Raw genomic sequence first — 25,348 nt, forward strand, 5'->3', positions numbered from 1 at the left:
CGCTCAACGGTGAGCGTACGTCTCTTTCTCGCCACTGTAGTCAGAGGGCCCGACATCGTGAACCGTGGATAGCGAAGGCGGAACACATCGACGACATCGAGTTCCCCTGTGACCACCACAAGCGCAACATGCTGTTAGTCAACTGCAGCGCGCAAGAAGTCACCACCGCGAAGCCGAGCGGCAACACAACGATGGCGTCGAGGTTTGTGGTGCCCGCTGTAGGTGACGACTCGTAGGGTTATGCCAACGGGCCCTGGCCCGCGTGCAGCAATGACGGCAAGGGAGCCCGGCATGACCGAGATCGATGAGCGAGACGACGACCAGGTTCGCGGGGAGGAGCGGCAGGAGATTCAGCTCGTGGGGGATGGCGACGGAGTCGCCGTCCTCGGGCCGCCGTCCGCCGTGGAGCAATTCCTTCGAGCAGAAGGGCTTGAGGCGGCAGAGTTCCCGCTCGGCCGCCTTGCGGGAACGGCTGCGATGGGGGGAGCCGCACTGCAGGCGGGCGGCATGGTCGCCGAGCACTCGGGTCGTTGGGTCAAGATGACCAAAGAGTCGTACGAGGTCATGAAGAAGTACGACCTGATGCGCAACAGCAAGACGGGCCTCGAGGTAGGCGTGGTCTACGCCAAGGGCCAAAAGGGCGGCATTAAGCACCTTGTCCAATTCACGCGCGGCGCAGGCGCCAGCCTGACCAACCCGGCTGTCCTCGCCGGTCTCGGGGGCATGCTCAATCAGATGGCCCTCCAGCAGTCCATTGACGAAATCAACCGCTACCTGGCCGTGATCGACGAAAAAGTCGACGACATCCTGCGCGCCCAGAAAGACGCGGTGCTGGCAGACATGATTGGCGTTGACCTCGTCATCGACGACGCTATGACGACCAGAGCGCACCTCGGGCGCGTCTCTGAGGTGACCTGGTCGAAGGTGCAAGCGACCGGGATGACCATCGCACGCACGCAGGCTTACGCGGTGCGGCAGATCTCCGCGTTGGCGGAGAAGCTCGAGCGGCAGAAGCACGTCGATGACCGTGCCAAGCTCGCTCGCGAGATCTCGGGTACCGTCGAGCAGTGGCTTGCCGTGCTCGCGCACTGCTTCCGGCTCGCCGACAGCCTCGCTGTGCTCGAGCTCGACCGAGTGCTCGACGCCGCACCGGACGACCTCGAAGTCCACCGCCAGTCACTGCGGGCCGCGCGAGGGAAGCGCGTTGAGCTACTGACCACCACCACCCGAGAGCTGCTCGCCCGACTCGACGCAGCGGCCATAGACGCCAACGAGCGCGTGCTGCTCAATCCGATCTCCGCCCGCACGGTCGTGAATACACGGAACAGCGCTGGCGGGGCGATCGTCACGTTCCAGCGGGCGCTCGGGCTCGACGACGCCGGATCAGACGTCGAGGCGAAGCGCTGGAGGCAAGCGGTAGGGGACACCCGTGACAAGCTTGTCGTGGGCGGAGAAGCAGGGCTCGATGCGGCTAAGGAGCTGGGCGCGACTACGGCTCGGGCCGCACGCGACTTCAGTGGTCAGGCTCGGGACCGGGCACGATCGCTTACCCACCGCATCTCAAGCAAGATTGCAGAGCGAACCAGCGGCACCGATGACGAGGACGACGCGCCGCCTTCGAGCTGACCGGGAGGTAACGCCGCCATTGCGGCGCATCAAAACCCTGCTAGCGCTTCCGTTCGTATGAGTGGCCGGTCGTGCGCATGAGCTCCCGAAGGAGATCGCGCACAGCGAGCTCCGAGTCAGAAAGCCCATCGGCGTACTCGTCGCGGAGGAGATAGCTCTCGGAGTCGACCGAGTATGCCGCGAGCGCGTCGAGGAAGAGCTCGAGTGTTCGTGCGGCGCGAGGCAGAGCATCCGGAGACGCTGGCTCGGTGAGCATGGGCACGATCGTGAGGGAATCGCCCCAGAGGGCGGCGTTGAGCGGGTCATCGAACAGGGTGAGAGCGGTCGCGGCTGTCGATGAAGTGCCAACCGCGCGCTTCACGTCGTGCAGGATCTCGTGGAAGTGGTCGTCCGCCAGCCCGAATCCGACGAAGAGCAGATGCCGGGTCAGCAAGTTCGCCTTTACGATCGCCGACAGGGCCGATCGGTCAGCGGCGAAGCCGAGGTAGTCGTCGCGCGTCAGCACGATTGTGCTGGGCTCGTCCGCTGAACCGTGCAGCTTCAGCAACCAGCGTTCGGAGACGGTGTCAGCTGGCGACGTGAGGTCACCGCGGCTACCACCGGCCAGCACACGTCGGGGGCGACGGGCGGCGGTGCTCGCGCGTTCGAACAGCGTGTCGTAGTTCAGCGTGATCGCCTGCTCGTCCGCCGTTGCCGCGAGCAGGGCCGGCGCGAGGCCGTAGCGGGGGCGCTCGACAAGGCGGGAGACCTCCCCGCGGAAGTCTCGCTCCGTGTCGGCATATCGCCGTTCGAGGTAGGTGGCCTGGTCGAGCTCGCCGAGCTTGCCATGCAGCAGCGCATCGCAAGTGCCGGCGTCGAGGTCGATCGCGTCGGCCAGCTTCCCCAGCAGCTCGCGCCAGCCGGGAGCTCCCGCCGACATGCTGACGCCAGCGCCCATGAAAGGCACTATGCGATTGGCGAGCGCGTATCGCGCGAGGTGCCGCGCGACCTCAACGAGGCGCGGCTCCACGGCTGACCAGCTGTCGCCGGCGGCACTGCGGCGTCGCTGCTGCGCGAGCGCGGCATCCGGATCCTCCCGCACCACCAACGCGACGTCGACGCCGTTCGCCCTTGCGGCGATGCGCGCCTCGTCGAGCACCATGTCGATGATGGAGGTGCGGCGCATCGAGCCACCGCCGCCGCGGCTGGAGAACAGCGGCATCGCGACGAGTGGGACTGCACGGGGCTGGCCGGTGCCGATGACGAACTCGCGGTGGCCGGCGATCGCGCGCGCGGCCTCCTCGACGAAGGCGCGTATGCGCGGCCGCAGCACATCGGCCGACTGATACCCATGCAACGGCACGGCGGTGAGCACGCGCACCGGTGCGTGGTCATCGCCCTCGTGAAGCGGGTGCGGTGGGAGCGCGTGAGCGTAGGTGGTCTGGTCGCGGAAGGCCGCGAGTTCGGGACGTGCGGCGAGAGCGGCGTGCTCGGGCACGACGCCGTGCCAGTGCTCCTCGACGCGGAGGCGGGCGTCCGTCGGAATCATGATCGCGTCACACGCGAGCTGGGTGAGGTCGCCATGCACGACGAAGACGTGCGGGGCATCATTGCTGGTCATGCGCGCTCCGTGCGGTCGAGGCTCGAGGGGTGCTCGAACCCTACCGAGCGGCGTCGGCGGTGTGGCGGAACAGCCGCGCCGGTTTCCCCCGCGTGCCGCTCGTCAGCTCCCCGGTCGCTCGCAGGCGCGGCTCCATCGCGCGGCGGAAGGCGTCGCGAGGCAGTCGCGCTCCCGCGACCGCCTCGTGCACCTGCTGCAGCTCGCGCAGGGTGAACGGCTCGGCGAGGAGGCGCTCGGGGTCGGGGGAATCGCGGTAGTCGGAGCGGAGTGACTCCACAGCGCGGCGGATGATCTCGTCGTGGTCGTAGGCCAGTGGCCGTGCGAGTGCATCGGCGAGCGGGGTGACGCGGGCGTGGGCGCCGTCGAGGCGGAGCATCCGCTCGGGGACGACGACGCGATGCGCGACCAACAGCACCCATCCGCGCGAGTCGCGGCCGGGGCGGTCGAAGACGTGCAGCTGCCGGGCTGCGAGGCCCTCTATGCCGGCCTTCTCGCGCAGGCTGCGCATGACAGCATCAGCGAGAGCCTCCGACTCGTGGAGGAAGGTACCGGGCAGTGCGGCCTCGCCCTCCGACTCCACGAGCACGACCGCGATGCCGCCCTCCGCGACGGTCAGCACCGCCGTATCGACCGCGACCGAGGGGCGCGGATAGTCGGTGAGAGATCGTCCGGAGGAGTCGCGGTAGGGCTCGCTCGTAGGGGTCATGCACTGATTATCGCAGAAATGCGACAAATGTCGCCGGTCGGGTGCATACTGCTTTTAGCGCAGAAGCGCGGTAAAGGATTCCATCATGCGAGAGCTTCACGAACTGCACGTCGGCAAGGCCATCCACGACGAGGGCGTCAGCCTCTTCCCGCTCTGGGTCGGCACGCCCGCGGTGACCGGTCACGACTGGTCACCCGGGGCGGTCAGCTTCAGCGAGCACTCCGGCGGTGCGACCGTCGCAACCCTCGAGGCCAGGAACGCCAGCGAGCGCCCGGCGGTTGCGCTCGAGGGCGACCTCGCCGAGGGCGGCCTCCAGCACCGCATGGTCGCGCGCAGCCTCGTGCTCGCACCTCGATCGGTCTCCCCGGTCTCCGCTCTGTGCGTCGAGCAGGGTCGGTGGCACGGGACGGCGGGCTTTGCGCGACGCGGTCGACGTGCGGCGGCGAGCGTCCGCGCCGCGAGCCGGCAAGGGGCGGATGCTCAGAGCCGGGTCTGGCAGAGCATCCACGGCCTCGACCAGGCCTTCACCGGAAGCGGCACCTCCTCGCTGCTGCACCACCTCGACGCACCGGCGGCTCCGCTGCCGCGCGTGCTCGACGGGCAGCGCGGCGTCGTCATCGGCATCGCCGGGCGCATCCTCGGCGCCGAGCTCTACGGCTCGAGCGCCGGGCTGCGGTCGCGGTGGCGCGGCATCGTCGAGGGCGCGCGACTGGATGCTCGGCGCATTTCGCGGGCACCGACCGCGGCCGAGACGGCTCGGGCCTTCGCCCGGATCGTCGAGCAGCTGTCGATGAGCCCGGTCGATGAAGCGGGCATCGCCGTCGCCGTCGAGGGCGCGCGGGCGTCGGTGCGCGGTGCTGGGATTGCCACGTCTTCGCGCGGACGCTCGCTCGCGTTCCCCGCCGAGCCTGATCGCCTGCTGCACCTTGCGCTTACCGACCCTTCCCACCCGCTGCTCGTAGGAGGCAACTCATGACCACCACGCTCACCACTGCCCAGATCGACCGCGCCGCCGGCGTGCTACTCGGCCTCGCCTGCGGAGACGCCCTCGGCGCCCCGCACGAGTTCCGGCCGCCGCTGCCGCCCGAGACGCCGCTCGCGATGACCGGGGGTGGCAGTTTCGGCTGGGCTCCGGGGGAGTGGACCGACGACACGTCGATGGCGATCCCGATCGCACAGGCCGCGGCGCGGGGCGACGACTTGCGCGAGCCCGCGGTGCTCGACGGCATCGTCGACGCGTGGGTCGAATGGTCGCGCGACGCCACCGATGTGGGCAACCAGACGCGGCGGGTACTGCGCGGGGTGGCCGTCGGGTCGGGGTCGGCGGCGGACGCGGCGGCACGGGCCGCCGACGACTATGCGCAGCATGACGGGCGCGGCAACGGGTCGCTCATGCGCACGGCGCCGGTGGCGCTGGCGTACCTGCACGATGCGGCCGCGCTCGTGGAGGCCGCGCGCGCGGTCTCAGTGCTCACCCACGCTGGCGACGACTCGGAGGAGGCGTGCGTGCTCTGGTGCCTCGCGATCAGGCACGCGGTGCTGACCGGCGAGTACGACATCCGGGCGGGGCTTCGGGCGCTGTCGGCAGAGCGGGCGTCGGTCTGGGCGTCGCGACTCGATGAGGCGGAGGCCGTCGAGCCGTCGGCCCTCGGCTCGAACGGCGGAGAGGTGAAGGCGCTCATGGCGGCCTGGTCGGCGGTGCACCGCAGCGACTCGCACGCCGACGCCGTGCGGCGGGCGGTGCTCGCGGGATGGGACACCGACACCGTGGCGGCGATCGCCGGCGGGTTGGCCGGTGCCCGCTGGGGCGCCTCGGCCGTGCCGAGCGCGTGGCGTCGCGTCGTGCACGGCTGGCCGGGGCTTCGCGGGCGCGACCTCGTCGAGCTGGCGGTGCTCGCGGTGCGGGGCGGGTCTCCCGATTCGACCGGGTGGCCGAACATCGCGCGCATGGACTACGCCGGCTGGTCGCGCCGCAGTGTGCTGGTTGCGCACCCTCACGATGGGGGCGTGCTGCTCGGCGCGATCGACGACGTCGAGGGCGCTCCGGTCGATGCCGTGGTGTCGCTTTGTCGAGTGGGGGTCGATTAGCTACCGGCCGGTGTCCACCCCGCCGATCGTGTGGAGGTCTGGCTCATCGACTCGGACCTCCCCGCGCAGAACCCCAACCTCGAGCTCGTGCTGGCGGATGCCGCTGACGCGGTCGCGGCCCTGCGCTCGGAGGGCAAGCGGGTGCTGCTGCACTGCGTCCAGGCGCAGAGCCGGACGCCCACGGTCGCGGCGCTGTATGCGGCGCGGCATCTCGGGGCCGACTTCGACGCGGCGCTCGCTGCGGTACGCGAAGCGCTGTCGGATGCGGCGCCGCAACACGCGTTACTGACCGCAGCGCGCGCGGTGGCGGACCGGATCGGCTGAGCGCCCACGAGTGCGCGGTGGTGGAACCGGACTCTACGGCTCCACGTCGTCGTGCGCGACGACTCTGCTGAGCTCGACCTCGCCGCCGGGAAGAACCCAATAGTGCAGTCGCCTCGCCTGGGGCGTGTTCTGCTCGATGTAGGCCCGCATGCATCGCGCGCCGTCGTCCCTGATCACGGGACGATCCCCACCACCGTCACCGGATCGGAGCGCGTGCACTTCCCGGGCAGAGGTTCGGCGGATGAACCCGGTGACTGCCTCGAGCGCGCACCGGAGGGCTTTGGACAGCTGCGGGTCGCTGAGCGCCTCGACTGAGGCGGCGAAACGGGGTCCGAACGTCACTGCGGCGGGCAGCGGATGCTCCGCTCGAGTCGCCGGATCGAAGCGCTCGATCCACTGCAGGTAGAGCTCGTGCCTGATCCAGTCCTCCGCTGCGTCGAAACGGGCGCGACGCGAGCGAGGCGACTCTGCCAGAGGCGCAATCGACTCTCGTCGGGCGTCTCGCAGCGCGGCCTGGGTCTCTTTGACTCGCGCGGTCGCACGCTCCGCCTGCTCGTGCCAGTGCTGGCTCTCGCGGTGCACCTGCCCGAGCATCGTGCGTGTCGCGGCGAGCTCGCGTCGGAGCTGGTCCGTGGTCGGTCCGTCTCGGCGCGCGCGCTCCATCCGCAGCTCTGCCTGCAGCGCAGCGATGGTTCCCTGCGCCGTGTGCAGGGCGGAACGGCTGGCAGTTGGGTTCGGCGCAGAGGTGGGGCCGGCATCCTCGGGCAGGGGCGCGGCAGGGGCAGCCACCGAGGACGGGACGTGCACCGCGCCGGGCCCGGGGCGAGGGTGCGTCGGCGAGAGCAGGGGCGTGCTCGCAGCCCCCGATTCCGTCCGCGCGACATTCTGAACCAGACCGCCCGAGGCGGGAGCGGGCGCGAGCGAGGTGGGCGACTCGACGACGGAGAGCAGCTCGTCGATGGGCGTCGAGGTCAGGGTCTCATCGGCCTCGACGAGGGTGCGACCGGGCTCGAGCCACGGCGGACCGCCGGGCACCAGCGGGATGGCGGGAAGGGCGACCTCGTCATCGTTCAGATCGACGGTGCGCAGCGCGCGACGTCCCTGCTCGTCGCGCGTCACGCGAACCTCGATGACGTCGCCCTCGGTGAGCAGCAGGTCGACGCGGTCGAGCGGATTGGTCGACAGGTCGGATCGGGTCACGGTGACCGGGTGCTGAGGATGGATGAGGAGGACCGCGCGCTGGCGCTCGACGCGGTGGACCAGGGCGAGCGTGACCGAGCAGTCGGGGAATCGCGACCACAGATCGGCGCCGTCTCCGACCTCGAGGTCGAGCGAGAGACGCCGAGACTCCGGGTCGAGAAAGCCGCTCACCCGCATGCCGCTCGCCAAGAACCAGGGCAGAGGCGCGGGGGAGAGGACGGCGTCCACCGAGACCGTCGCGAGACCGTCGCCATCGAGTCGGACGAGCGCGCGCTCCCCACCCGCGAGAATGCTGGCGATCACGCCCGCAGCGGGCTCGGCCGTCCGCGGAGTCGCCACGATGAGCCCGGCACGGTGGGCCATGCCGATGACATCGATGACCACCTCTTCGAGCACGCGCGGCCCGTCGGCCAGCGAGAACGAGAACCGACGACGGGCGAGAGAGGGTCGGGATCGCCACTCGTCACCGATGGGAAAGCTGCGCACAGCGCCCCCGAACGTGGCGCAGTTGTTCGGGAGCGCGAGCTCCAACTCACGGGTGCGGTCGCCGGTGGGCACGATGACGATGTCGGCGAGCGGGGAGATCGCCTGCTCGAGCTCGAGAACGTCGACCAATGGCTGAGTCGTGGTCTCGACCGTCGTGACGACGACCAGCGGACGCCGACGATCGAGGTCGAGAATCGAGCGGGCGAGGGCCGCGACCTCGTCGGTTTCATGAGCAGTGGTCACCATGAGAAATGTCTAGTGGGAGCCGCCGACACTGTCGAGCGTCAGAACTCGCGCGCCATCGCCTCGAGCCGCTCCACACGCTCTGACGTCGGCGGGTGCGACCTGAGCAGCCGGTCGAACCAGCTGGGGCCCGTCGGGTCGACGATGAAGAGCTCGGCCACCTCCGGCACCGGGCGGGCGAGCATCCCGCCGCGATTCTCGATCTTGGTGAGGGCGCGCACGAGCGCGTCGGGGAACCTCGTCAGCTCCACCCCGCTCGCGTCGGCCAGGAACTCGCGGCGACGCGACACCGCCGATGTGATGAGCGGGCCGATGAGGAAGCCGACGATGCCGGCGGCGGCTCCGAGCGGGAGCATCAGCAGGCCGATTGCGCCGTTGATGAGCCCGAGCCCGAACTTGAACTCGGGGATTACCGACCGGATCATCGCCCACCCCAGCACGAGCAGCGCCGCCGCGAGCGACACGATCGACCCGACGAGGGCGAAGGCGGTGAGGGTGACGCGGCCATCCTGGTTGACGATGTGCGAGACCTCGTGGGCGACGACCGCCTCCAGCTCGGAGTCGTCGAGCAGCTCGAGCGCTCCGCGGGTCACTCCGATCACCGAGTCGCGCGGGTGCATCGAGGCGGCGAACGCGTTAGGGGCATCCTCATCGATGACGCCGATGCGGGGTATCGGAATGCCGGCGCGGATCGCCGTCGTCTCGACGATGCGGTGCAGGCGCCGCTCCTCCTCGAGCGAGACGAAGCGCACCCCGGCGGTCTCGGCCGCCGACGTCGTCGCGTGGCTCAGCGCCTGCCACACGTAGAGCGGGCACGCGATCACCAGCAGCACGAGCGGCCACAGCTCGGCGAACACCCACGACGCGAAGAGGCCGAGCGCGATCACGGCGAGGCAGAACAGGGCGATGAGCAGGATGCTCCACCGCTTGTTGCGGGCGATCTGCCGGTACATGGGGTGACTGTACTGCCGCGCGGGGCGGAGTGGCACGCGGTGCCGGAGTGAGTTGCGGCGGGCGCGGGAAGGACGGCGTCAGAGTTCGACTGCCCCCATCAGGAAGGAGCGATCGCGGTTGGGGTCAAGTGCTCGAGCGCTGAGAGCGGTGACGCCGACGCCGAGAAGCTCCTCGAGGCGGGCTTCGAACGCCCCGAGGCTGAGCAACGTGGCCGTCGGGAGTGGGTCTACGAGAAGGTCAAGGTCGCTGGACTCGCTTGCCGTCCCGCGAGCCACGGAGCCGATGACGGTGACCGCACGGAACTCGTGCTCCCGAGCGAGACGGAGGATCTCGTGACGATGCGCCAGCACGTCGTCGAGTGTCATCTCAGGCGACCCGCCCGGCGAAGAGCCTCCGAGGCCAGGAGCTCAAGATCCTCCCGCCCGTCGACGAGCGCGGGGGAGTCCTCGCCCAGCACCTCAACGGTCAGCTCGACGATCTCCGACGGCACCGCGAGATCCAGATGGCGGATCAACGCGGTGATGTCTGCGTAGTCCTTTCGTGCGTATCTCGCCATCTTCATCGCCAGGAGCGCCCGGGGCGATGCGAGCCGAAGCGCGCGGCCCCTGAGCGTGACGGTGACGAAGTGGCGCGGGTCGTCGGTGTCGAAAGCGATGAAGGGGCGAGCGTTCTCGTTGATCCACTGCGAACTCAGCCCGTGCTCCTCCGCCATCGCCTGCGCGATCGCTTGGATCCGGTCGAATGGGCGGAAGAGTCCGTCGACGTCGGGGGTGAGCTGATCACGGCCTAGCTGCAGCGCCATGGCGGCCCCGCCCACGACGAAGATGTCGACGTCGACACCTGCATCGTCGGCACGCTCCAGCAGTTCGGCGAGGAGGCCCTCGATCTCGTCGCCGGTGAGCTGGCGGTAGCCGTGACTCACGCGATCCTCCAGTCTTCAGGGCGCGACAAGAGGTTCTTCTGGCGGAACACCTCGGGTGTGCGCGCGCGAAGCCATGTGCGGAATCGTGGACTGGGCTCGTCGCCCAGGGCGGTCTCGGTGGGCAGCACGGGCACGTCGAGCATCCACGGAGGAACCGCGCGGCCGGTGCTCTGAATCGCGTACGCGAACGCCGTGGCCAGGAACGTCGACCACATCATCGGGAGGTCCGCCGTCTTCGGAGCGGCGACCGACCACGCTGGCGGCTCCACGCCCGGATGCTCGTCGAGGTAGCGGATCAGTCGCCCCACCGACTCAGTGAGGTCGCGGGCCGCTCCATCGATGTCGCCGCGGCCGAGCTGCTCTGCGATCGAGCGGGCTGCAGTCTCTGGCGCGATCAGCTCCGACTCGGGCCCGGCGGCGGCGCTCACCTGCCAACCCGTGGCCTCGAGAAGCGCGTGCATCGTCGACCAGGTCGGGTCGAGCGTTCCGCCCTCGATGCGGCTGATCGTCGACTGCGCGATGGCGGATCGCCGAGCGAGTGCGGCTTGGCTGAGCCCGGCGGATCGCCGGGCGCGGAGAAGCGTCCCTGCGGGCTGAATCAACGGGACCTCCTATGCGTATACGCATAAGAGTGTAGAGAGGTTCCAGGATTGAGGCAATGCCGCGCTCTGCGTTCACTCGTGCGGACGCGCTGTCCGGTCGATGTCGGTGGTCGCCGTTAGCGTGAGCCCATGTTCCTCCTCCCCAGGCCCGATGGCGGGCGGATGCTCGTCACCTCGGCGAGCGACCTGACGAGCGCCGCGGGCTGCGAGTTCGGCTTCGGCCGCACGGTCGACGCCCTGCTCGGCCGCATTGCGAAGGTCGAGGAGTCCACCGACGCGATGATGCAGCGCACGATCGAGATGGGACACGCCCACGAGGCGCGGCTCGTCGATCGCTACCGCGAGTCGGGCACGCTCGTCGACATCGCGCGTGCCGACGCGATGAGCACGGAGGCCTACCTCGAGCGCCAGGCCGAGACGGTCGCCGCCCTCCGCGCCCGCACCGACATGGTCACGCAGGGCACCTTCTTCGACCCCGAGCACGGACCCGAGCTCGACGACCGCACCGGGCTGGCCTTCATCGGGTTCGCCGACTTCCTCGAGCACCGCGGCGACGGCGTCTACCGCGTGCTCGACAGCAAGCTCGCGCGCAAGGCCAAGGTCACCGCCCTGCTGCAGCTCGCCGCCTACGCCGACCAGCTGCAGCGGCTCGGAGTGCCCGTCGACGACGAGACCGGGCTGATTCTCGGAACCGGCGCCACGAGCATCCACCGCCTCGCCGACATCGCGCCCGTGCACCGCCGCCAGCGCGCCCGCATGCACGCGATGCTGCGCGAGCGCGTCGGCGCCGGCACCGTGCTGTCGTGGCGCGCCGACGGCGTCGCCCACTGCGGGAAGTGCGCCTGGTGCGACGCGGCCGTCGTCGAGTACGACGACGTCTGGCAGGTCGCCGGCCTGCGCGGCCAGCAGTGGAGCCGCCTCGGCGCCGCCGGCATCACGACCGTGCGCGAGCTGGCCGACTCCACCGGCCCCATCGACGGGATGCCCGCCCGCACGCTCGAAGGGCTCCGACTCCAGGCGCGCCTGCAGGCCGCCGCTGCCGCGCAGGGCGCAGGCGCCCCGCCCCCCGTCGAGCTCGTGGATTCTGCCGCCCTCGCCGCACTGCCCCCGCCGAGCGTCGGCGACCTCTACTTCGACTTCGAAGGCGACCCGCTCTACACCGAGGGCGACCCCGCGCGCTGGAACCTCGACTACCTCTTCGGCCTGGTCGACGCGAACGACGAGTTCACCGCCTACTGGGCGCACACCTTCGCCGAAGAGCGGGATGCCCTCATCGCCTTCCTCGACGACGTGCAGCAGCGACGCGCCGCCCACCCCGACCTGCACATCTACCACTACGCCGCCTACGAGCGCACCCACCTGCGCCAGCTCGCCGCCCGCCACGGAGTCGGCGAGCAGATCGTCGACGAGCTCCTCCGCGACGGCGTGCTCGTCGACCTCTACACGGTCGTCAAGCGGGCGTTCCGCATCGGCTCGCCGAGCTACTCGATCAAGAAGCTCGAACCGCTCTACTGGCCCGAGTCGCGTGAGGGAGCAGCGGTCGCCGCTGGGGACGACTCCGTCGCCGAATACGTGCGCGCCCGCGAGCTGCGTGAGAACGGCGACCACGCCGCCGCGCAGAAGATCATCGACGACATCGCCGAGTACAACCGCGTCGACTGCGTCAGCACCCGCAAGCTCGCCGACTGGCTGCGCGCCTACCCGCGCGGAGGCGGGGGCGACGGCGGCGACGCGGGCGGGGACGGGGGAGGGTTCGGTGACGGGGGACCGGACGGCGGCAGCGCCGGGGACGATGCCGACGGCCTGACGCTCGACGACGCACCGCCCGAGCGAGAGATCGAGGCCTCGCCGCTTCACGACGACCTCATCGCCCTCGCCGCCCGCCCCGACGGCACGCACGGCGTCGAGCCCGACCGCACACCCGAAGAACGGCTCTACCACTACGCCGCCGCCGCGATCGACTACCACCGCCGCGAGCACAAGACCTTCTGGTGGGAGCACTACGACCGGCTCGGCAGCCTCCTCGAGGACTGGGAAGACACCCGAGACGTCTTCCGCGTCGACCCCGACGGCGCGCACACCCAGACCGACTGGGGCACGACGACTGCGCGCCAGAAACTCCCTCGCCGCCATGTGCGCCTCGTCGGCGAATGGGCGCCCGGCTCACGCGTGAGCGTCAGCGCCCGCACCGGCCCCTACGCCGTGTACGAGCATCCCGCCCCGCTGCCGCTCAACCGGCGCGACCCGCGATCGCGCCCCGCGCGCCCCATCGCGATCACCGCCGCCCACGACGACGGCGTCGTCATCACCGAGACGCTCGCCACCGACCCCGCCACCGGTGAGACCGTCGACCCCTACGACGACCTGCCGATCGCGCTCACGCCCGGGCCGCCGCCCGACCCCGGCAAGCAGAAGCCCGCCATCGAGGAATGGGGCGCCGCGCTCGTGAACGCTGCCCCCGCGCTGCCGCGCGACGCCGTCGTCGACCTGCTCCTGCGCCGCCCGCCCGTCACCGCGAGCGGCGGGCCGCTCGCCGCCGTCGAGGACGACGCCGACGGCGAGCCCGACCGCATCAGCGCCGTCGTCGCGAGCCTGCTCGACCTCGACGACTCCTACCTCGCCGTGCAGGGTCCGCCGGGCACCGGCAAGACCTACCTCGGCTCGCGCGTCATCGCCCGCCTCGCCGCCGATCACGGCTGGCGCATCGGCGTCGTCGCGCAAGGCCACGCCACCGTCGAGCACATGCTCGACACCGTCGTCGCCGCCGGGCTCCCGCCCGCGCAGGTCGCGAAAGCCGCGCGCACAGGGGAGGACCACGCCGAGAGCACCGCGCTGCGTCGCTACACCGTGCTCCCCAACGGCTCCAAGTCGCTCGGCGCCTACGCCGCTGGCCAGACCGGCGGCTACGTCATCGGCGGGACGGCCTGGGACTTCAGCGATCCCGCCCGCGTCGGCCGCCGCGAGCTCGACCTGCTCGTCGTCGACGAAGCCGGCCAGTACTCCCTCGCCGCCACCATCGCCGCCTCCATGAGCGCCCGACGGCTGCTCCTCCTCGGCGACCCGCAGCAGCTGCCCCAGGTCAGCCAGGGCACCCACCCCGAACCCATCGACGGCTCAGCGCTCGGCTACCTCAGCGACGGCCACGACGTCCTCCCGCCCGAGCTCGGATACTTCCTCGCCGAGACCCGCCGCGTGCATCCCGCCCTCGCCGCCGTCGTCAGCGACCTCTCGTACGAAGGGCGCCTCCACGCGCACCCCGCCGCCTCCCGCCGGCACCTCGACGGCGTGCCGCCCGGCCTCCACGCCGTCCCCGTCGAGCACAGCGGCAACGACACCGAATCGACAGAGGAAGCCGCCGCGGTCGTCGACCTCATCGACCGCCTCATCGGCACCGCGTGGAGCCCCGACGACCGCGACACGCCCGCCGGCCAGACCCGCCCCCTCGAGGCCCGCGACGTCATCGTCGTCACCCCCTACAACGCGCAAGTGCACACCCTGCGCCTCGCCCTCGACGCCGCCGGGCACCGCGAGACGCGCGTCGGCACCGTCGACAAGTTCCAGGGCCAGGAAGCCGCGATCGCGATCGTCAGCCTCGCCGCCTCCAACCCCGGCGACGCGCCCCGCGGCATGGAATTCCTCCTCAACCGCAACCGGCTCAACGTCGCCATCTCACGCGCCCAATGGGCCGCCTACCTTGTCCACTCGCCCGCCCTCGCCGACCACCTGCCGCACACCCCTGCCGGCGTCGCCGAGCTCAGCGCCTTCCTCCGCGTGCTCGACGCCGGCAGCTGACGCACTGGGCAGGCGCAGGCCGCCCCCAACCGAGCCCGACAGCCCGCGCGCCTCCGCGCCCGCACCCCGAACGCGACGGAGAATCACCCCATGTACAGCCCCGACTTCGGACTCATGACCGGCCTGCTCCTGCCCGTCATCCTCGCCGTCGTCAGCACCGCGATCACGCTCCTGCTGCTCTACGGCATCATCCGCGTCGGCGTCTCCCGCGGCATGCGCGACTACCACCGCTGGGCCCAGAACCAGCCGCCCCGCGGCGGCGCCACCGGCTACTACGGCCCCATCACCCCGCAGCGCCCCGCGCCGCCGCACACCGATCCGCCGCGAACCGACCCGCAGTCGCCCGCCGCCTGACCCGACCGTCAGGCCGCGTCACGGAGCACGGCCTACCCCACGCGCACGGGCTCCCGCAGCGCGATCATCACCTCGTTGCGGCGTAGGAAGCCCGGCTTCCACGGCGGGTCGAAGCGCGCGAAGGTGACCTCGCCCGACGGCATGAGGCCCTCCCGGCGCATCGCGTCCGCCAGCGCACGTGCCTGCTCCGCCATCCGCCGCTCACTCCACGAGCCACTGAATCGGCGAACCGCCATGTCGTGCTCAGCGACCGCGCGCGCACGCAGACGACCGCTCCGCGGCTCGGGAACGGACGCCGCATCCATCGCCGCCGGCATCACGAACGCCACCCGGTGCTCACCGGCCTCCGATGACTGCTGCAGCACGGGCGCCGTCATCGCGATGCTCCTCCCGGCGCTGTTGTCGCCCGAGATGAAACGGAACAGCGGCCCGAACGCGCGATTGCCCGCCGAGCCGAAGTCGCCGCGCTCCACGCACTCGACGACGGCGAACTCCGGGTAGCGGCGCACCTCGAAGTCGCGGAACCTCCGCACCACCGCGTAATCGAGCTCCTCGGTCATGCACTGACGGTAGACCCGTCACGTCCGGAGCGACAGGCCCCCGACTAGCGGTCCTGCACCTCGTCCACGTCGTCCGGCTCCTGACCCGACACGAGCGCCTCGTGGTTGTCCTCGCGGCCCTCCGCGATGTGGGCGAGCCGGGTCAGGGTCTCCCGATTGCGCACCGAGAGCAGAGCATCCGCCACCGGAGACGGCACCAGCCGCCCCGGGCCGCGAACCGCGAACTCGACCAGCCGCACCACGCACCCCGAGCCGCGCGGCTTCACGTCGATCTCCACCCGGGCCTCGCCGAGCGGCCACCCCGCCGGCTGCATCACCGCGCGCCGCGGGGGATCCCACTCGACCATCTCCGTGCGGTCGTCGATCACGAGCGGCCACAGCCCGAACGAGTGATGCAGCTTCGACCCGACCTCCGGCCACGCGCCGTCGACGTCGCGCATCCGCGACGCCCCGACCACCCAGGTCGGGAACACCCAGGCATCCGCCAGCACCCCGAACACCGCCTCGGGCGAGCAGTGCATCTCACGAACGGTGACCGACATCACGCACCTCCCGGCGCCGACGCCGCCGCACCCGGGTCTCCCGTGCCCAGATACGGGTGCATCTTGTAGCCGAACTCGTGCTTGAGCGCCGACCGCGCCGCGTAGTAGCCCGCGAGACCGTGCACCCCCGGCCCGGGCGGCGTCGCCGACGAGCACAGGTAGACGCCCTTCGCGGGCGTGCGCCACGGATCGGTCGACAGCACCGGGCGAGCCACGAGCTGCGCGAACGTCGGCTCGCCGACCGCGATGTCGCCGCCGAGGTAGTTCGCGTTCTGCTGCTGCATCTGCGCCGCCGTCCGGCTCGAGGATGCCCGGATCAGCTCCCGGAAGCCCGGCGCGAACCGCTCGATCTGGGCGATGATCGCCTCCTCGCGATCGACCGTCGACCCGTGCGGCACGTGCGTGTACGCCCACAGAGTGTGCTGGCCCTCGGGCGCCCGGCTCGGGTCGATGACGCTCGGCTGCGCGACGAGCACGTACGGGCTCTCCGGGTGCCCGCCTGCGGCGACCTCCGCCTCGCCCGCGGCGATCTCCTCGCGCGAGCCCCCGACGTGCAGGGTCGGGGTCGTGCGCAGCTCCTCGTTCGTCCACGGCACCGGGCCGCTGAGCGCGAAGTCGACCTTCGCGACGCCGTTGCCGTACTCGTAGCCCTCGAGCCGGTCGCGGTACCGCGCGGGCAGACGCTCGCCGACGATGCGCGAGAGCGCGCGCGGGCTCGTGTCGAACAGCACGGCGCGCGCGGCGGGCAGCTCGCGGATGTCGCCGACCTCCGCACCCGTGACGATCGACCCGCCGTGGGCGCGCAGATCGTCGGCGAGGGCATCCGTGATCGCCTGCGACCCGCCCGCCGGGATCGGCCAGCCGCGCGCGTGCGCCGTCGTGCCGAGCGCGAGGGCGGCACCCGCGGTCGGGAGGCTCGGCATCGGCTGGATCGAGTGGGCCGCGAGCCCCGACAGCATCGCCGGGCCCACGTCCTCCGAGAAGCGCAGGTTCCACGACGGCAGGCCCTGCTCGATTGCGCGCAGCCCGAACCGCAGCGTCGTGAGCGGGTGGCGCGGCAGCTGGAGCAGCGGCGAGCCGGTGAGCTGCGCGATGTGGTGCGCGTTCTCCACGAGCGGGCCGAACAGCTGGCGCCACGCCGGGCCGTCGGCGCCGAGCGCCTCGGCCGTGCGCTCGAGGTCGCGGTAGGCGAGCCCCGCCCCTCCGCCGTCGAGGGGATGCCCGTACGAGATCTCCGGGACGAGCATCCGGATGCGCTTGGCGAGCTCGAATCGCCGGAAGAAGCCCGACGACAGCGCGAGCGGATGCACCGCCGAGCCGAGGTCGTGCGTGAAGCCGGGGATGGTCAGTGCGCCGCTGCGGGCGCCGCCGCCGATCGTCGACGCGCGCTCGAGCACCATGACCTCGAGGCCCGCGCGGGCGAGCGTCACCGCCGCGGCGAGACCGTTGGGGCCCGAGCCGACGACGATCGCGTCGGGAGTGCCGGGGCCGGTCGCGCGCGCATCGTCCATGACTCGACCCTAGGCCGGTGCGCCCCGTGCGGCGCAAGCCCCTGCGCCTCTGTCGGAGCGAGGGGCCAGACTGTCAGGATGCTCGAGCGAACCGGTGGGGTGATCCGCGACTACGGCTTCGTCGCGCGCAGCCGCTGGCGATCCATCCGCATCGGCTCCACGCCGCCCGACCCGGGCACGGGGCTCGCCGCGCCCGTCCTGCTGATCCCCGGGGTGTTCGAGACCTGGCACTACCTGGAGGCGATCGGCGACCGCCTCGCCGCCGAGGGGCACCCCGTGCACTTCCTCCAGCGGCTCGGGCTCAACCGGAACCCGATCGAGGAGACCGCCTCGCTCGTGCGCGAGCACCTCGAGGAGCTCGACCTGCGCGACGTCGTCATCGTCGGGCACTCCAAGGGCGGGCTCATCGGCAAGCAGCTCATGACGGTCGAGGACCACGAGGAGCGCATCGCGCGACTCATCGCGATCAACACGCCCTTCCCGGGCAGCCCGCTCGCGCGCTACGCGATCTCCGCGTGGCGCGAGTTCGCGCCCGAGCGGCCCGTGATCCGCTCGCTCGCGCAGGCGACCGAGGTCAACGGGCGCATCGTGTCGATCTTCAGCGCCTTCGACCAGTACATCCCCGGCTCGAGCCGCCTGGAGGGCGCGACGAACGTGCAGCTGCCGCTCGTCGGCCACTTCCGCGTGCTGGAGCACCCGCTCGTGCTCGACGAGGTCGCGCGCTGGGCGGCCGAGCCGCGGCACTGATCCGCGGCACCGAGCCGCGGCACTGATCCGCTCGGGCCGCAGCGGCCCGGGGGCCTCGACCTACTCGGCGGGGGCCGCCGCGAGCTGCGTCGTCCACTCCACCGAGGAGGGGCCGGTGACCGTCACGGTCGACAGTCCCACGACGCCGAGGTCGTCGCGCGCCTCGCACGTGAAGGTCTGACCGAGCCCGAACAGGATGCCGTCGGGGCAGGCGACCGTCGCCGTCACGCCCTGCGTCGCGAGATCCTGCGCGATGAGCGACTCGACCATCCGCAGCTGCTCGCCCGTCGCGACCGAGGGCAGCAGCACGACGGCAGCGGCGGTCGCGGCGCCGGCGACGATCGAGAGAGCGAGATTCACCCACGCCGGAGCCTGACCGCCTGGCGCGCGGCGCAGCACGATCGCCCGCACGCCGAGGTAGACGAGCGGGCCGAGCAGCGCCCAGACGGCGGACGGACGATTCGCGTGACCGGAGCTCGCGAGCGCGCGCGCGTCGAGCGCCGCGAGCAGGACCGTCAGCACGATGGCGACGACGCCGAGCAGGAGCGGCGCGAACGGGGCGACGGCCGCGGGCAGCAGAGCAAGAGCGCCGGCGATCGCACCGCCGACCGGCGTGAGCACCGGGGCGAGGGCGGGCACCGCGAGTGCGATCCGGTCGGCGAGCACGAGCGCGGTGACGATGAGGCCGACGAGCGGCGAGAGCGCGAGCATCCACGCGGCGCCCGTCGATGCGCGCCCCGCGCGCTGCGGCGGCGTCGCGACCGATCCGGGCCAGCCGCGGCCCATCGCCCCGAAGTCGGCCGAGCCCGGCTCGCCCGAGGCGGGCTGCGCGAACGAGCGGCCGCGCGCCGGAGCGGACGCGTCGGCCTCAGCCTGGGCGAACGGCGGGGCGACGCGGGCTGCACCGGCCGTGACCGGAGCCGCGGCGGTTCCGGGCTCGGGCGGCGGGGCCATCGCGAGCAGCGAGTCGAAGCCGGTCGCGCCGGCGGTCGTGGCGGCCGAGACGGGTGCGGGAGCCGCGGGCGCTGCGGCGACGGGTGCTGCGACAGGCCCGCCCGGCGCGGCGAGCGACGGATGCGCGGTCGCGGTCGCGCGCGCGGCCTGCGGCGCGATGCGCTGCGGCCCGGTGAGCCCGGCCAGCGGTGAGCGGGCCGGCTCGACGAGCCCGCCCGCGCCCGGCGCCGACGGCGCGAGCGCCTCGAACTCGGGGGCGACGGTGGGCGCGGAGGGGATGGAGACGGAGAGCTCGACCTGGAGCACGGTCGCCGACATCGGGTAGTCGACGGGCACGCCGTGCGGCGCGGCGTCGGCCGGGTCGCCCGCGAGCGAGGTCTGCGCGGTGGACGTTCCGAAGGCGCTCGACGGCGTCGTCACCACGACCGGGGGCTGCGCCGCGACGGCGGCGGCGATGAGCGGGTCGACCCCGGGCGCGGTCGCGGCGGCGGCGGTCGCGGCGCGCGCCGTGGCACGCGCTCCGCGCGGGCGCGCGGCGATCGCTGCGGCGATCTCCTCCGGGGTCGGCGCGGCGGACGCGGTGGGCTCGGGCGTCACGTCGGCGACGGGGGCGGCCTCGGCCGCGGGCACGACCTCGTGGGCCGGGGCGACCGGCGCCTCCGCACCGGGCGGCGGGATGGTGGGTGCCGGAGAGGGCGGGACGACGGAGGCGCGGGGCGCGGCGGCCGCGGCCGTTCCGGCCTCGGCGAGACGTTCGGCGACGGTCGCTTCGGGTGCGACGGTCGTCGTGGTCGCCTCGGGCGCGGCGGTGGCCGGCTCGACGAGCACGGTGCCGGAGGCCTCGAGCTCGCGGCGCTGGCGGCGGCTCAGCACGAGCTCACCGCCGCCGGAGCTCGACGGCGCCGCGCCGCCGCCGGAGCCGGAGGGGCCGGAACCGCTGGAGCCCCCGTCGAGGAAGGCCGAGGTCGAGTGCTGCCCCGTGACGAAGTCGACGGGGGAGACGGGGGCGGGCTCGCCCGCATCCTGGAGGCGCTGCACGATGTCGACCGGGTCCATGCCGACGCCGATCGGGCCGGGCTGACCGAGCGAGACGGGAGTGACGGGGCGCGACATGTCCTGAGCGAGCGGCTCGGCATGAGCGGGGCCGAGGGCCTGGACGTGCTCGGTCCACGCACTGCCGTCCCACCAGCGAGCGAATCCGGGCCCCCCGGCGTCGGGGTACCACCCCGCGGGCGGCAGTGCGCTCCCCGTCATCGACTCAGTCATCGTGTTCCCCCCGGAATCACCTGTGCACGCAGCACAGCTTCAGGCGAGTCTAGGTCGGGGAAAACGCCGGTCATACCCCCGTAAGCGGGGGACACGGCGGCGGGCGGCGCGTACTAGCCGGGCTGCTCCTGCTTCGGGGGAGCGGCGGCGTCGGTGCGCTCGTCGGCGCCGTCGCGGCGCTCCTCGAGCGACTCGGGCTCGCCCTCCGGTGAGCCCTCGATCGGACCGCCGGCAGCCGCCGACGCCGAGCCCTCGTTCGGCCCCCGCTCGTCCTGGTCGGGAGCGACGTGCCCCTCGTCGAGCACCTGCTCGCCGGCGACGATGTCGCCGGAGTCGGGGTTGCGGCTCTCGATGTCGTGGGCGACGGGGTCGTCGCTTCCGTGGCGGTCGGTCTGAGCATCCATGTCATGCGCCTTCTTCTGGATCGTGGGAGCGGTCAGGGGGCGGACGATCGGGGGAGTAGGACGCGGGCGCCCCCCTGATCGGAGGGAGGGGCGCCCGCAGCCGCAACGCTGTCAGCCCTGATGTCGTCGCGGCTCATCGACCCGGTGGGGCTCCAGCCTCCGCCGAGCCGGTTCGTTGATCGCCGGCCGCGCATCCGTCACAGATGTTCGCGCCGGAGGATGCACCGCCCTCCGAGTCGCGCACCGCGGCCGGCGATCGCCTGCTCAGCGGTCGGTGGTCCCGCCGCTGCGCTCGTCCGCGTCGTCGGCCTGGTCGGAGAGCCCCGTGGACTCGTCGCCGTAGCCGCCGGTCGCGTTCTGCCCGTCGAGCGGGTCGGCGGAGACTCCGCCGCCGCTCGTGACCTGGTCGCCGGGAACGCCGACGGGCTCGTCGGGGCTCGGCGAGAGGTGCTGGTCGTCGTGGTGCTGCGACTCGTCGCCGTGGTGGGTCATGAGTGCGCTCCGCCGTGGCCGTCGTGGCCGGGCTGGTTGCCGGGAACGCCGCCGCCCGCCTGTCCCTCGTCGAAGTTGTTCTCGACGCCGTCGTCGGCCTGGCCGGTGAGCGTCTGGCCCTCGTCGTAATCGTTGGGCGTGGTCAGCAGGCCCGCCTGCGCGGAGTCGTCGATGCCCGGGATGGGCTCGTCCTCGCCGGCGGCGTCCATGTCGTCGTGGATCACCTCGTCGGCGCGGGGCTGGTCGGTGCCGGTCGGATGCCCGGTCGCGACGTCGGCTGACTGGCCCTCGTGGCCCTGCCCGGCACCGAAGTCGCCCTCGGCACCCGGGTTCTGGCCCATCGTGGTGTCGTCCTGATGGATGTCGTGCTCGCTCATAGCGGTCTCCTTACATCTCGGGGGAACGCCCCCACTCAACCCCTCAGGAGGCTCTCGGGGAAGGGGGTAGACATCCGGCCGCGGAGCGCCCTACGGGCGGGCGCGGTGGGGGAGGATGGAGCCATGCCCGCCCCCGTCGCCGCCGCCGTCGACCTCGACCCGCCGAGCGGGGTGCTGAGCGCGAAGCTGCCGCCCGCCCTCGGCGTGGCGATCTCCGCCGTCGTCCTCTACGGCTTCTTCGACGCGCCGTTCCGTCCGCTCGGCTACGCCGTGCTCGTCGTGTCGCTCGTCGCCGCGCTCCTCGTCGACCGCGTGCTCTTCCGCGACCTGCTGCTCATCGGCATCGGCATCACGATCGTGAGCCTCGTGAGCGTCGAGGCCGACATCAGCTGGCTCAACATCGTCCTGCTCGGCACGGTGTTCACGGCGGCGGTGCTCGTGCCGTTCCTCGTCGACCGCTTCGTGTACCGGCGGAGGGCCATCCGCTTCCCCTGGCGCAGCGGCCGGAGGTGGACGCGCGGCGAGAGGGTCTACCTCGTCGCGACCCCGGCGCTCGGCTGGCTCATCCTGCCGTTCTACTTCCTCACCTCCGGCGTCTACCGGAACTGGCCCGACGTCGAGACGCCGAGCGAGATCGGCCGGCTCTTCGTCGGCGTCAACGCCGTCGGCACCTGGGACGAGCTGTTCTTCATCTGCACCTGCTACGCCCTGCTGCTGCGCCACTTCCGGCCGTGGCTGGCGAACATCCTGCAGGCGATCATCTTCGTGAGCTTCCTGTGGGAGCTCGGCTACCAGGCGTGGGGCCCGCTCCTGACGATCCCGTTCGCGCTCGTGCAGGGGATGCTCTTCCACCGCACGAGGAGCCTCACGTTCGTCCTCATCGTGCACCTGCTGTTCGACCTCGTCGTGTTCCTCGTGATCGTGCACGCGCACGACCCGGCGGCGCTCCCGATCTTCCTGTACTGACCGGGTCGGCAGGGCGCGGCTGACAGACTGGGGGCGATGACCTCCCTCATGGATGCGATGCCCCGGCCCTTCGAGGCGGGCGCCGCGTTCGACGCGATCGCCGCATGGTCGGCCGCGGGCGGGCGACCGCTCTACGAGGCGCAGGAGGAGGCGATCTTCGAGCTCGTCGCCGGAGCCCACGTCATCCTCGCCACCCCCACCGGGTCGGGCAAGAGCCTCGTCGCCGTCGCCGCCCACGCGATCGCGCTCGCGCAGGGGCAGAGGTCGTACTACACCGCGCCGATCAAGGCGCTCGTGAGCGAGAAGTTCTTCCAGCTCGTCGAGATCTTCGGCGCCGAGAACGTCGGCATGGTCACGGGCGACTCGGCCGTCAACGGCGACGCCCCGATCATCTGCTGCACCGCCGAGATCGTCGCGAACCTGACGCTGCGCCAGGGCGCCGACCTCGAGGCCGGGCTCGTCGTCATGGACGAGTTCCACTACTACGCCGAGCCCGAGCGAGGGTGGGCGTGGCAGGTGCCGCTGCTCACGCTCACGGGCGCGCAGTTCCTCCTCATGAGCGCGACGCTCGGCGACATGAGCGCGATCGCCGACGACCTGCACCGCCGCACGGAGCGCCCTGTGAGCGAGGTCACGCACACCGAGCGGCCCATCCCGCTGAGCTTCGAATACGTGCGCACTCCCGTGCACGAGACCGTCGAGCGGTTGCTCGACGAGAGGCAGGCGCCGGTCTACGTCGTCCACTTCAGCCAGGCCGCGGCGATGGAGCGCGCGCAGGCCCTGTCGAGCATCCGCATCGTCAGTCGGGAGCAGCGCGACGAGATCGCTGCCGCGATCGGCGACTTCCGATTCTCGACGGGCTTCGGCTCGACGCTCAGCCGACTCGTGCGCGCGGGCATCGGCGTGCACCACGCCGGCATGCTGCCGAAGTACCGCCGCCTCGTCGAGGTGCTCGCCCAGCGCGGGCTGCTGCGCGTCATCTGCGGCACCGACACGCTCGGGGTCGGCATCAACGTGCCCATCCGCACGGTGCTCATCACCGCGCTCAGCAAGTACGACGGCGTGAAGACGCGGCAGCTGAGCGCGCGCGAGTTCCACCAGATCGCGGGCCGCGCCGGGCGGGCGGGCTACGACACCTCGGGGCTCGTCGTCGTGCAGGCGCCCGACCACGAGATCGAGAACCACCTCGCCACGACCAAGGCGGGCGACGACCCGAAGAAGAGGAAGAAGATCGTCCGGAAGTCGGCGCCCGCCGGCTTCGTGACGTGGAGCGAGACGAGCTTCGAGCGCCTCGTCGGCGGCGCGCCCGAACCGCTCGAGAGCCGCATGCAGGTGAGCGCGGCGATGCTCATCAACCTGATCGCGCGCGGGGGAGACGTCCTCGGCAGCGCCCGTGCGCTGCTCACCGACAACCACGAGCCGCCGCACCGGCAGCGCGAGCTCGTGAAGCGCGCCCTCGGCATCGCGAAGACCCTCGTGCGCGCCGGCGTCGTGGTGATCGACCGCGACGGCGCCGACGGTGCCGAAGGCAGAGAGCGCGAGCCGCGCATCCGCCTCACGGTCGACCTGCAGCCCAACTTCGCTCTCAACCAGCCGCTCAGCCCGTTCGCGCTCGCCGTCATCGAGCTGCTCGACCCCGCCGAGACGCAGGCGGCGGGCCGTGACGCGACGGGCTCGCACACGGGCGGCATCGGCACGGGCCACTACGCGCTCGACGTCGTGAGCGTCATCGAGTCCACGCTCGAGAACCCGCGCCCGGTGCTCAGCCAGCAGCAGTTCAAGGCGCGCGGCGAGGCCGTCGCGGGCATGAAGGCCGACGGCATCGAGTACGAGCAGCGCATGGAGCTGCTCGACGAGGTCGAGCACCCGCAGCCCCTCGGCGAGCTGCTGCGCGAGGCGTTCGAGACGTTCGCGGCGAGCCAGCCGTGGATCCGCGACGTCGAGCTCAAGCCCAAGAGCGTCGTGCGCGACATGTTCGAGCGCGCGATGACGTTCAGCGAGTACGTCTCCTTCTACGGCATCGCGCGAAGCGAGGGCCTGCTGCTGCGCTACCTCTCCGACGCCGACCGCGCCATCAGGCAGACGGTGCCCGACGAGGCGAAGACCGAGGAGCTGCGCGACATCATCGCCTGGCTCGGCGAGCTCGTGCGCCAGGTCGACTCGAGCCTGCTCGACGAGTGGGAGGCGCTGTCGAACCCGCAGCCCGAGGGCGATGAGCCGGTCATCCCGCCCGCGCCGCCGTCGGTGCTCACCAACCGCCGCGCGTTCCTGGTGCTCGTGCGCAACGAGCTCTTCCGGCGGGTGCAGCTCGCAGCCCTGCAGCGCGACGACGAGCTCGAGGCGCTCGACCCGCAGGCGGCGTGGCCCGACGCGCTCGACGCCTATTACGCCGACCACGAGAGCATCGGCACCGCGGGGAACGCGCGCACCGCATCCCTCATCAGAATCGATGAGACCCCGACGGATGCCCCCGGCACATGGCGCGTCCGTCAGGTCATCGACGACCCGGCCGGCGACCACGACTGGGGCATCGACGCGGTCGTCGACCTCGCAGCCAGCGCCGAGCAGGGCGTCGCGGTCGTGCGGGTCGAGGGGCTGAATCGGCTGTAGCCCGGGCGCGCGCTCGAGCGCC

At 71.9% G+C, this 25,348-nt stretch carries 23 protein-coding genes; 9 read left to right on the top strand and 14 right to left on the bottom strand.

The features are described from left to right. Positions 1-291: 291 nt before the first annotated feature. A complete protein-coding gene (locus ASG83_RS09820) occupies positions 292-1,626 on the top strand; it encodes a hypothetical protein (RefSeq protein WP_082599243.1) in 1,335 nt (444 codons plus the stop codon). Between the two features lie 40 nt (positions 1,627-1,666). Here the strand turns inward: ASG83_RS09820 and ASG83_RS09825 are convergent, their stop codons facing one another. After that, entirely contained in the window at positions 1,667-3,226 is a 1,560-nt protein-coding gene (locus tag ASG83_RS09825) for an SIR2 family protein (protein ID WP_055860626.1), read from the bottom strand. Between the two features lie 40 nt (positions 3,227-3,266). Beyond that, on the bottom strand, positions 3,267-3,932 hold the full coding sequence (locus ASG83_RS09830; RefSeq protein WP_055860629.1) for an NUDIX domain-containing protein: 666 nt from the start codon (positions 3,930-3,932) through the stop codon (positions 3,267-3,269). 85 nt (positions 3,933-4,017) lie between these two features. Here ASG83_RS09830 and ASG83_RS09835 point away from each other — a divergent pair, with 85 nt between their 5' ends. Genes ASG83_RS09835 through ASG83_RS12925 form a run of 3 tightly spaced genes read left to right on the top strand, consistent with a single transcriptional unit; the run spans position 4,018 to position 6,344 of the window. Beyond that, the gene (locus tag ASG83_RS09835; protein ID WP_055860632.1) at positions 4,018-4,908 is read left to right on the top strand and encodes an ARPP-1 family domain-containing protein; all 891 of its coding nucleotides are present in this window, start codon (positions 4,018-4,020) and stop codon (positions 4,906-4,908) included. Continuing rightward, positions 4,905-6,020, top strand: a complete 1,116-nt coding sequence (locus ASG83_RS09840; RefSeq protein WP_200959284.1) for an ADP-ribosylglycohydrolase family protein — start codon at positions 4,905-4,907, stop codon at positions 6,018-6,020. The genes ASG83_RS09835 and ASG83_RS09840 overlap by 4 nt, the downstream gene beginning before the upstream one ends. A 30-nt stretch (positions 6,021-6,050) precedes the next feature. Then, complete coding sequence (locus ASG83_RS12925) at positions 6,051-6,344, top strand: dual specificity protein phosphatase family protein (RefSeq protein WP_200959285.1); 294 nt, start codon at positions 6,051-6,053, stop codon at positions 6,342-6,344. Between the two features lie 33 nt (positions 6,345-6,377). On the opposite strand, the gene ASG83_RS09845 is transcribed toward ASG83_RS12925, so the two are convergent. The 5 genes from ASG83_RS09845 to ASG83_RS09865 form a co-directional block, all read right to left on the bottom strand. Continuing rightward, the gene (locus tag ASG83_RS09845) at positions 6,378-8,276 is read right to left on the bottom strand and encodes a hypothetical protein (RefSeq protein ID WP_055860635.1); all 1,899 of its coding nucleotides are present in this window, start codon (positions 8,274-8,276) and stop codon (positions 6,378-6,380) included. Positions 8,277-8,314: 38 nt separating this feature from the next. After that, on the bottom strand, positions 8,315-9,226 hold the full coding sequence (locus ASG83_RS09850; RefSeq protein WP_055860638.1) for a M48 family metalloprotease: 912 nt from the start codon (positions 9,224-9,226) through the stop codon (positions 8,315-8,317). A gap of 78 nt (positions 9,227-9,304) precedes the next feature. Beyond that, positions 9,305-9,592 carry a nucleotidyltransferase family protein gene (locus ASG83_RS09855; RefSeq protein ID WP_055860642.1) on the bottom strand — a complete coding sequence of 96 codons (288 nt, stop codon included), beginning with the start codon at positions 9,590-9,592 and terminating at the stop codon, positions 9,305-9,307. Next, positions 9,589-10,149 (bottom strand): DUF6036 family nucleotidyltransferase, encoded by a 561-nt coding sequence (locus ASG83_RS09860; protein ID WP_055860644.1) that lies wholly within the window; start codon positions 10,147-10,149, stop codon positions 9,589-9,591. Before ASG83_RS09860 ends, ASG83_RS09855 begins: the two co-directional genes overlap by 4 nt. Then, positions 10,146-10,751 carry a helix-turn-helix domain-containing protein gene (locus ASG83_RS09865; RefSeq protein WP_055860648.1) on the bottom strand — a complete coding sequence of 202 codons (606 nt, stop codon included), beginning with the start codon at positions 10,749-10,751 and terminating at the stop codon, positions 10,146-10,148. Before ASG83_RS09865 ends, ASG83_RS09860 begins: the two co-directional genes overlap by 4 nt. 129 nt (positions 10,752-10,880) lie before the next feature. Here ASG83_RS09865 and ASG83_RS09870 point away from each other — a divergent pair, with 129 nt between their 5' ends. Together ASG83_RS09870 and ASG83_RS09875 are read left to right on the top strand one after the other, a co-directional pair. Continuing rightward, complete coding sequence (locus ASG83_RS09870; RefSeq protein WP_055860652.1) at positions 10,881-14,543, top strand: bifunctional RecB family nuclease/DEAD/DEAH box helicase; 3,663 nt, start codon at positions 10,881-10,883, stop codon at positions 14,541-14,543. A gap of 90 nt (positions 14,544-14,633) precedes the next feature. Further along, positions 14,634-14,897, top strand: coding sequence for a hypothetical protein (locus ASG83_RS09875; protein ID WP_055860655.1), 264 nt, complete (start codon positions 14,634-14,636; stop codon positions 14,895-14,897). Between the two features lie 32 nt (positions 14,898-14,929). Here ASG83_RS09875 and ASG83_RS09880 read toward each other — a convergent pair whose 3' ends face one another. Genes ASG83_RS09880 through ASG83_RS09890 form a run of 3 tightly spaced genes read right to left on the bottom strand, consistent with a single transcriptional unit; the run spans position 14,930 to position 17,510 of the window. Then, the gene (locus ASG83_RS09880) at positions 14,930-15,457 is read right to left on the bottom strand and encodes a heme-binding protein (RefSeq protein WP_055860658.1); all 528 of its coding nucleotides are present in this window, start codon (positions 15,455-15,457) and stop codon (positions 14,930-14,932) included. 44 nt (positions 15,458-15,501) lie between these two features. Then, a complete protein-coding gene (locus tag ASG83_RS09885; RefSeq protein WP_235460172.1) occupies positions 15,502-15,999 on the bottom strand; it encodes an SRPBCC family protein in 498 nt (165 codons plus the stop codon). Next, on the bottom strand, positions 15,999-17,510 hold the full coding sequence (locus ASG83_RS09890) for an NAD(P)/FAD-dependent oxidoreductase (protein ID WP_055860661.1): 1,512 nt from the start codon (positions 17,508-17,510) through the stop codon (positions 15,999-16,001). Before ASG83_RS09890 ends, ASG83_RS09885 begins: the two co-directional genes overlap by 1 nt. 78 nt (positions 17,511-17,588) lie before the next feature. Between ASG83_RS09890 and ASG83_RS09895 the strand changes: the two genes are divergently transcribed. Beyond that, on the top strand, positions 17,589-18,257 hold the full coding sequence (locus ASG83_RS09895) for an alpha/beta fold hydrolase (RefSeq protein ID WP_055860665.1): 669 nt from the start codon (positions 17,589-17,591) through the stop codon (positions 18,255-18,257). A gap of 60 nt (positions 18,258-18,317) precedes the next feature. Here the strand turns inward: ASG83_RS09895 and ASG83_RS09900 are convergent, their stop codons facing one another. The 4 genes from ASG83_RS09900 to ASG83_RS09915 all read right to left on the bottom strand — a co-directional run bounded on the left by ASG83_RS09900 (position 18,318) and on the right by ASG83_RS09915 (position 21,750). Continuing rightward, positions 18,318-20,465 (bottom strand): DUF2510 domain-containing protein, encoded by a 2,148-nt coding sequence (locus ASG83_RS09900; RefSeq protein ID WP_055860667.1) that lies wholly within the window; start codon positions 20,463-20,465, stop codon positions 18,318-18,320. 125 nt (positions 20,466-20,590) lie between these two features. Beyond that, positions 20,591-20,881 (bottom strand): hypothetical protein, encoded by a 291-nt coding sequence (locus tag ASG83_RS09905; protein WP_055860670.1) that lies wholly within the window; start codon positions 20,879-20,881, stop codon positions 20,591-20,593. 264 nt (positions 20,882-21,145) lie between these two features. Beyond that, the gene (locus ASG83_RS09910; RefSeq protein WP_055860673.1) at positions 21,146-21,373 is read right to left on the bottom strand and encodes a hypothetical protein; all 228 of its coding nucleotides are present in this window, start codon (positions 21,371-21,373) and stop codon (positions 21,146-21,148) included. After that, complete coding sequence (locus ASG83_RS09915) at positions 21,370-21,750, bottom strand: hypothetical protein (protein WP_055860677.1); 381 nt, start codon at positions 21,748-21,750, stop codon at positions 21,370-21,372. The genes ASG83_RS09910 and ASG83_RS09915 overlap by 4 nt, the downstream gene beginning before the upstream one ends. Before the next feature lie 123 nt (positions 21,751-21,873). Between ASG83_RS09915 and ASG83_RS09920 the strand changes: the two genes are divergently transcribed. Together ASG83_RS09920 and ASG83_RS09925 are read left to right on the top strand one after the other, a co-directional pair. After that, positions 21,874-22,716 (top strand): CPBP family intramembrane glutamic endopeptidase, encoded by an 843-nt coding sequence (locus tag ASG83_RS09920; RefSeq protein ID WP_055860680.1) that lies wholly within the window; start codon positions 21,874-21,876, stop codon positions 22,714-22,716. Between the two features lie 36 nt (positions 22,717-22,752). Next, complete coding sequence (locus ASG83_RS09925; protein WP_055860683.1) at positions 22,753-25,326, top strand: RNA helicase; 2,574 nt, start codon at positions 22,753-22,755, stop codon at positions 25,324-25,326. Positions 25,327-25,348 lie beyond the last annotated feature (22 nt).

The organism is Yonghaparkia sp. Soil809 (genome assembly GCF_001429705.1).
Lineage (GTDB): Bacteria > Actinomycetota > Actinomycetes > Actinomycetales > Microbacteriaceae > Microcella.

Coding starts and splice junctions, on each gene's coding strand:
- ASG83_RS09820 (WP_082599243.1), top strand. CDS start 292: ATGACCGAGATCGATGAGCGAGACGACGACCAGGTTCGCGGGGAGGAG.
- ASG83_RS09825 (WP_055860626.1), bottom strand. CDS start 3,226: ATGACCAGCAATGATGCCCCGCACGTCTTCGTCGTGCATGGCGACCTC.
- ASG83_RS09830 (WP_055860629.1), bottom strand. CDS start 3,932: ATGACCCCTACGAGCGAGCCCTACCGCGACTCCTCCGGACGATCTCTC.
- ASG83_RS09835 (WP_055860632.1), top strand. CDS start 4,018: ATGCGAGAGCTTCACGAACTGCACGTCGGCAAGGCCATCCACGACGAG.
- ASG83_RS09840 (WP_200959284.1), top strand. CDS start 4,905: ATGACCACCACGCTCACCACTGCCCAGATCGACCGCGCCGCCGGCGTG.
- ASG83_RS09845 (WP_055860635.1), bottom strand. CDS start 8,276: ATGGTGACCACTGCTCATGAAACCGACGAGGTCGCGGCCCTCGCCCGC.
- ASG83_RS09850 (WP_055860638.1), bottom strand. CDS start 9,226: ATGTACCGGCAGATCGCCCGCAACAAGCGGTGGAGCATCCTGCTCATC.
- ASG83_RS09855 (WP_055860642.1), bottom strand. CDS start 9,592: ATGACACTCGACGACGTGCTGGCGCATCGTCACGAGATCCTCCGTCTC.
- ASG83_RS09870 (WP_055860652.1), top strand. CDS start 10,881: ATGTTCCTCCTCCCCAGGCCCGATGGCGGGCGGATGCTCGTCACCTCG.
- ASG83_RS09875 (WP_055860655.1), top strand. CDS start 14,634: ATGTACAGCCCCGACTTCGGACTCATGACCGGCCTGCTCCTGCCCGTC.
- ASG83_RS09880 (WP_055860658.1), bottom strand. CDS start 15,457: ATGACCGAGGAGCTCGATTACGCGGTGGTGCGGAGGTTCCGCGACTTC.
- ASG83_RS09885 (WP_235460172.1), bottom strand. CDS start 15,999: ATGTCGGTCACCGTTCGTGAGATGCACTGCTCGCCCGAGGCGGTGTTC.
- ASG83_RS09890 (WP_055860661.1), bottom strand. CDS start 17,510: ATGGACGATGCGCGCGCGACCGGCCCCGGCACTCCCGACGCGATCGTC.
- ASG83_RS09895 (WP_055860665.1), top strand. CDS start 17,589: ATGCTCGAGCGAACCGGTGGGGTGATCCGCGACTACGGCTTCGTCGCG.
- ASG83_RS09900 (WP_055860667.1), bottom strand. CDS start 20,465: ATGACGGGGAGCGCACTGCCGCCCGCGGGGTGGTACCCCGACGCCGGG.
- ASG83_RS09905 (WP_055860670.1), bottom strand. CDS start 20,881: ATGGATGCTCAGACCGACCGCCACGGAAGCGACGACCCCGTCGCCCAC.
- ASG83_RS09910 (WP_055860673.1), bottom strand. CDS start 21,373: ATGACCCACCACGGCGACGAGTCGCAGCACCACGACGACCAGCACCTC.
- ASG83_RS09915 (WP_055860677.1), bottom strand. CDS start 21,750: ATGAGCGAGCACGACATCCATCAGGACGACACCACGATGGGCCAGAAC.
- ASG83_RS09920 (WP_055860680.1), top strand. CDS start 21,874: ATGCCCGCCCCCGTCGCCGCCGCCGTCGACCTCGACCCGCCGAGCGGG.
- ASG83_RS09925 (WP_055860683.1), top strand. CDS start 22,753: ATGACCTCCCTCATGGATGCGATGCCCCGGCCCTTCGAGGCGGGCGCC.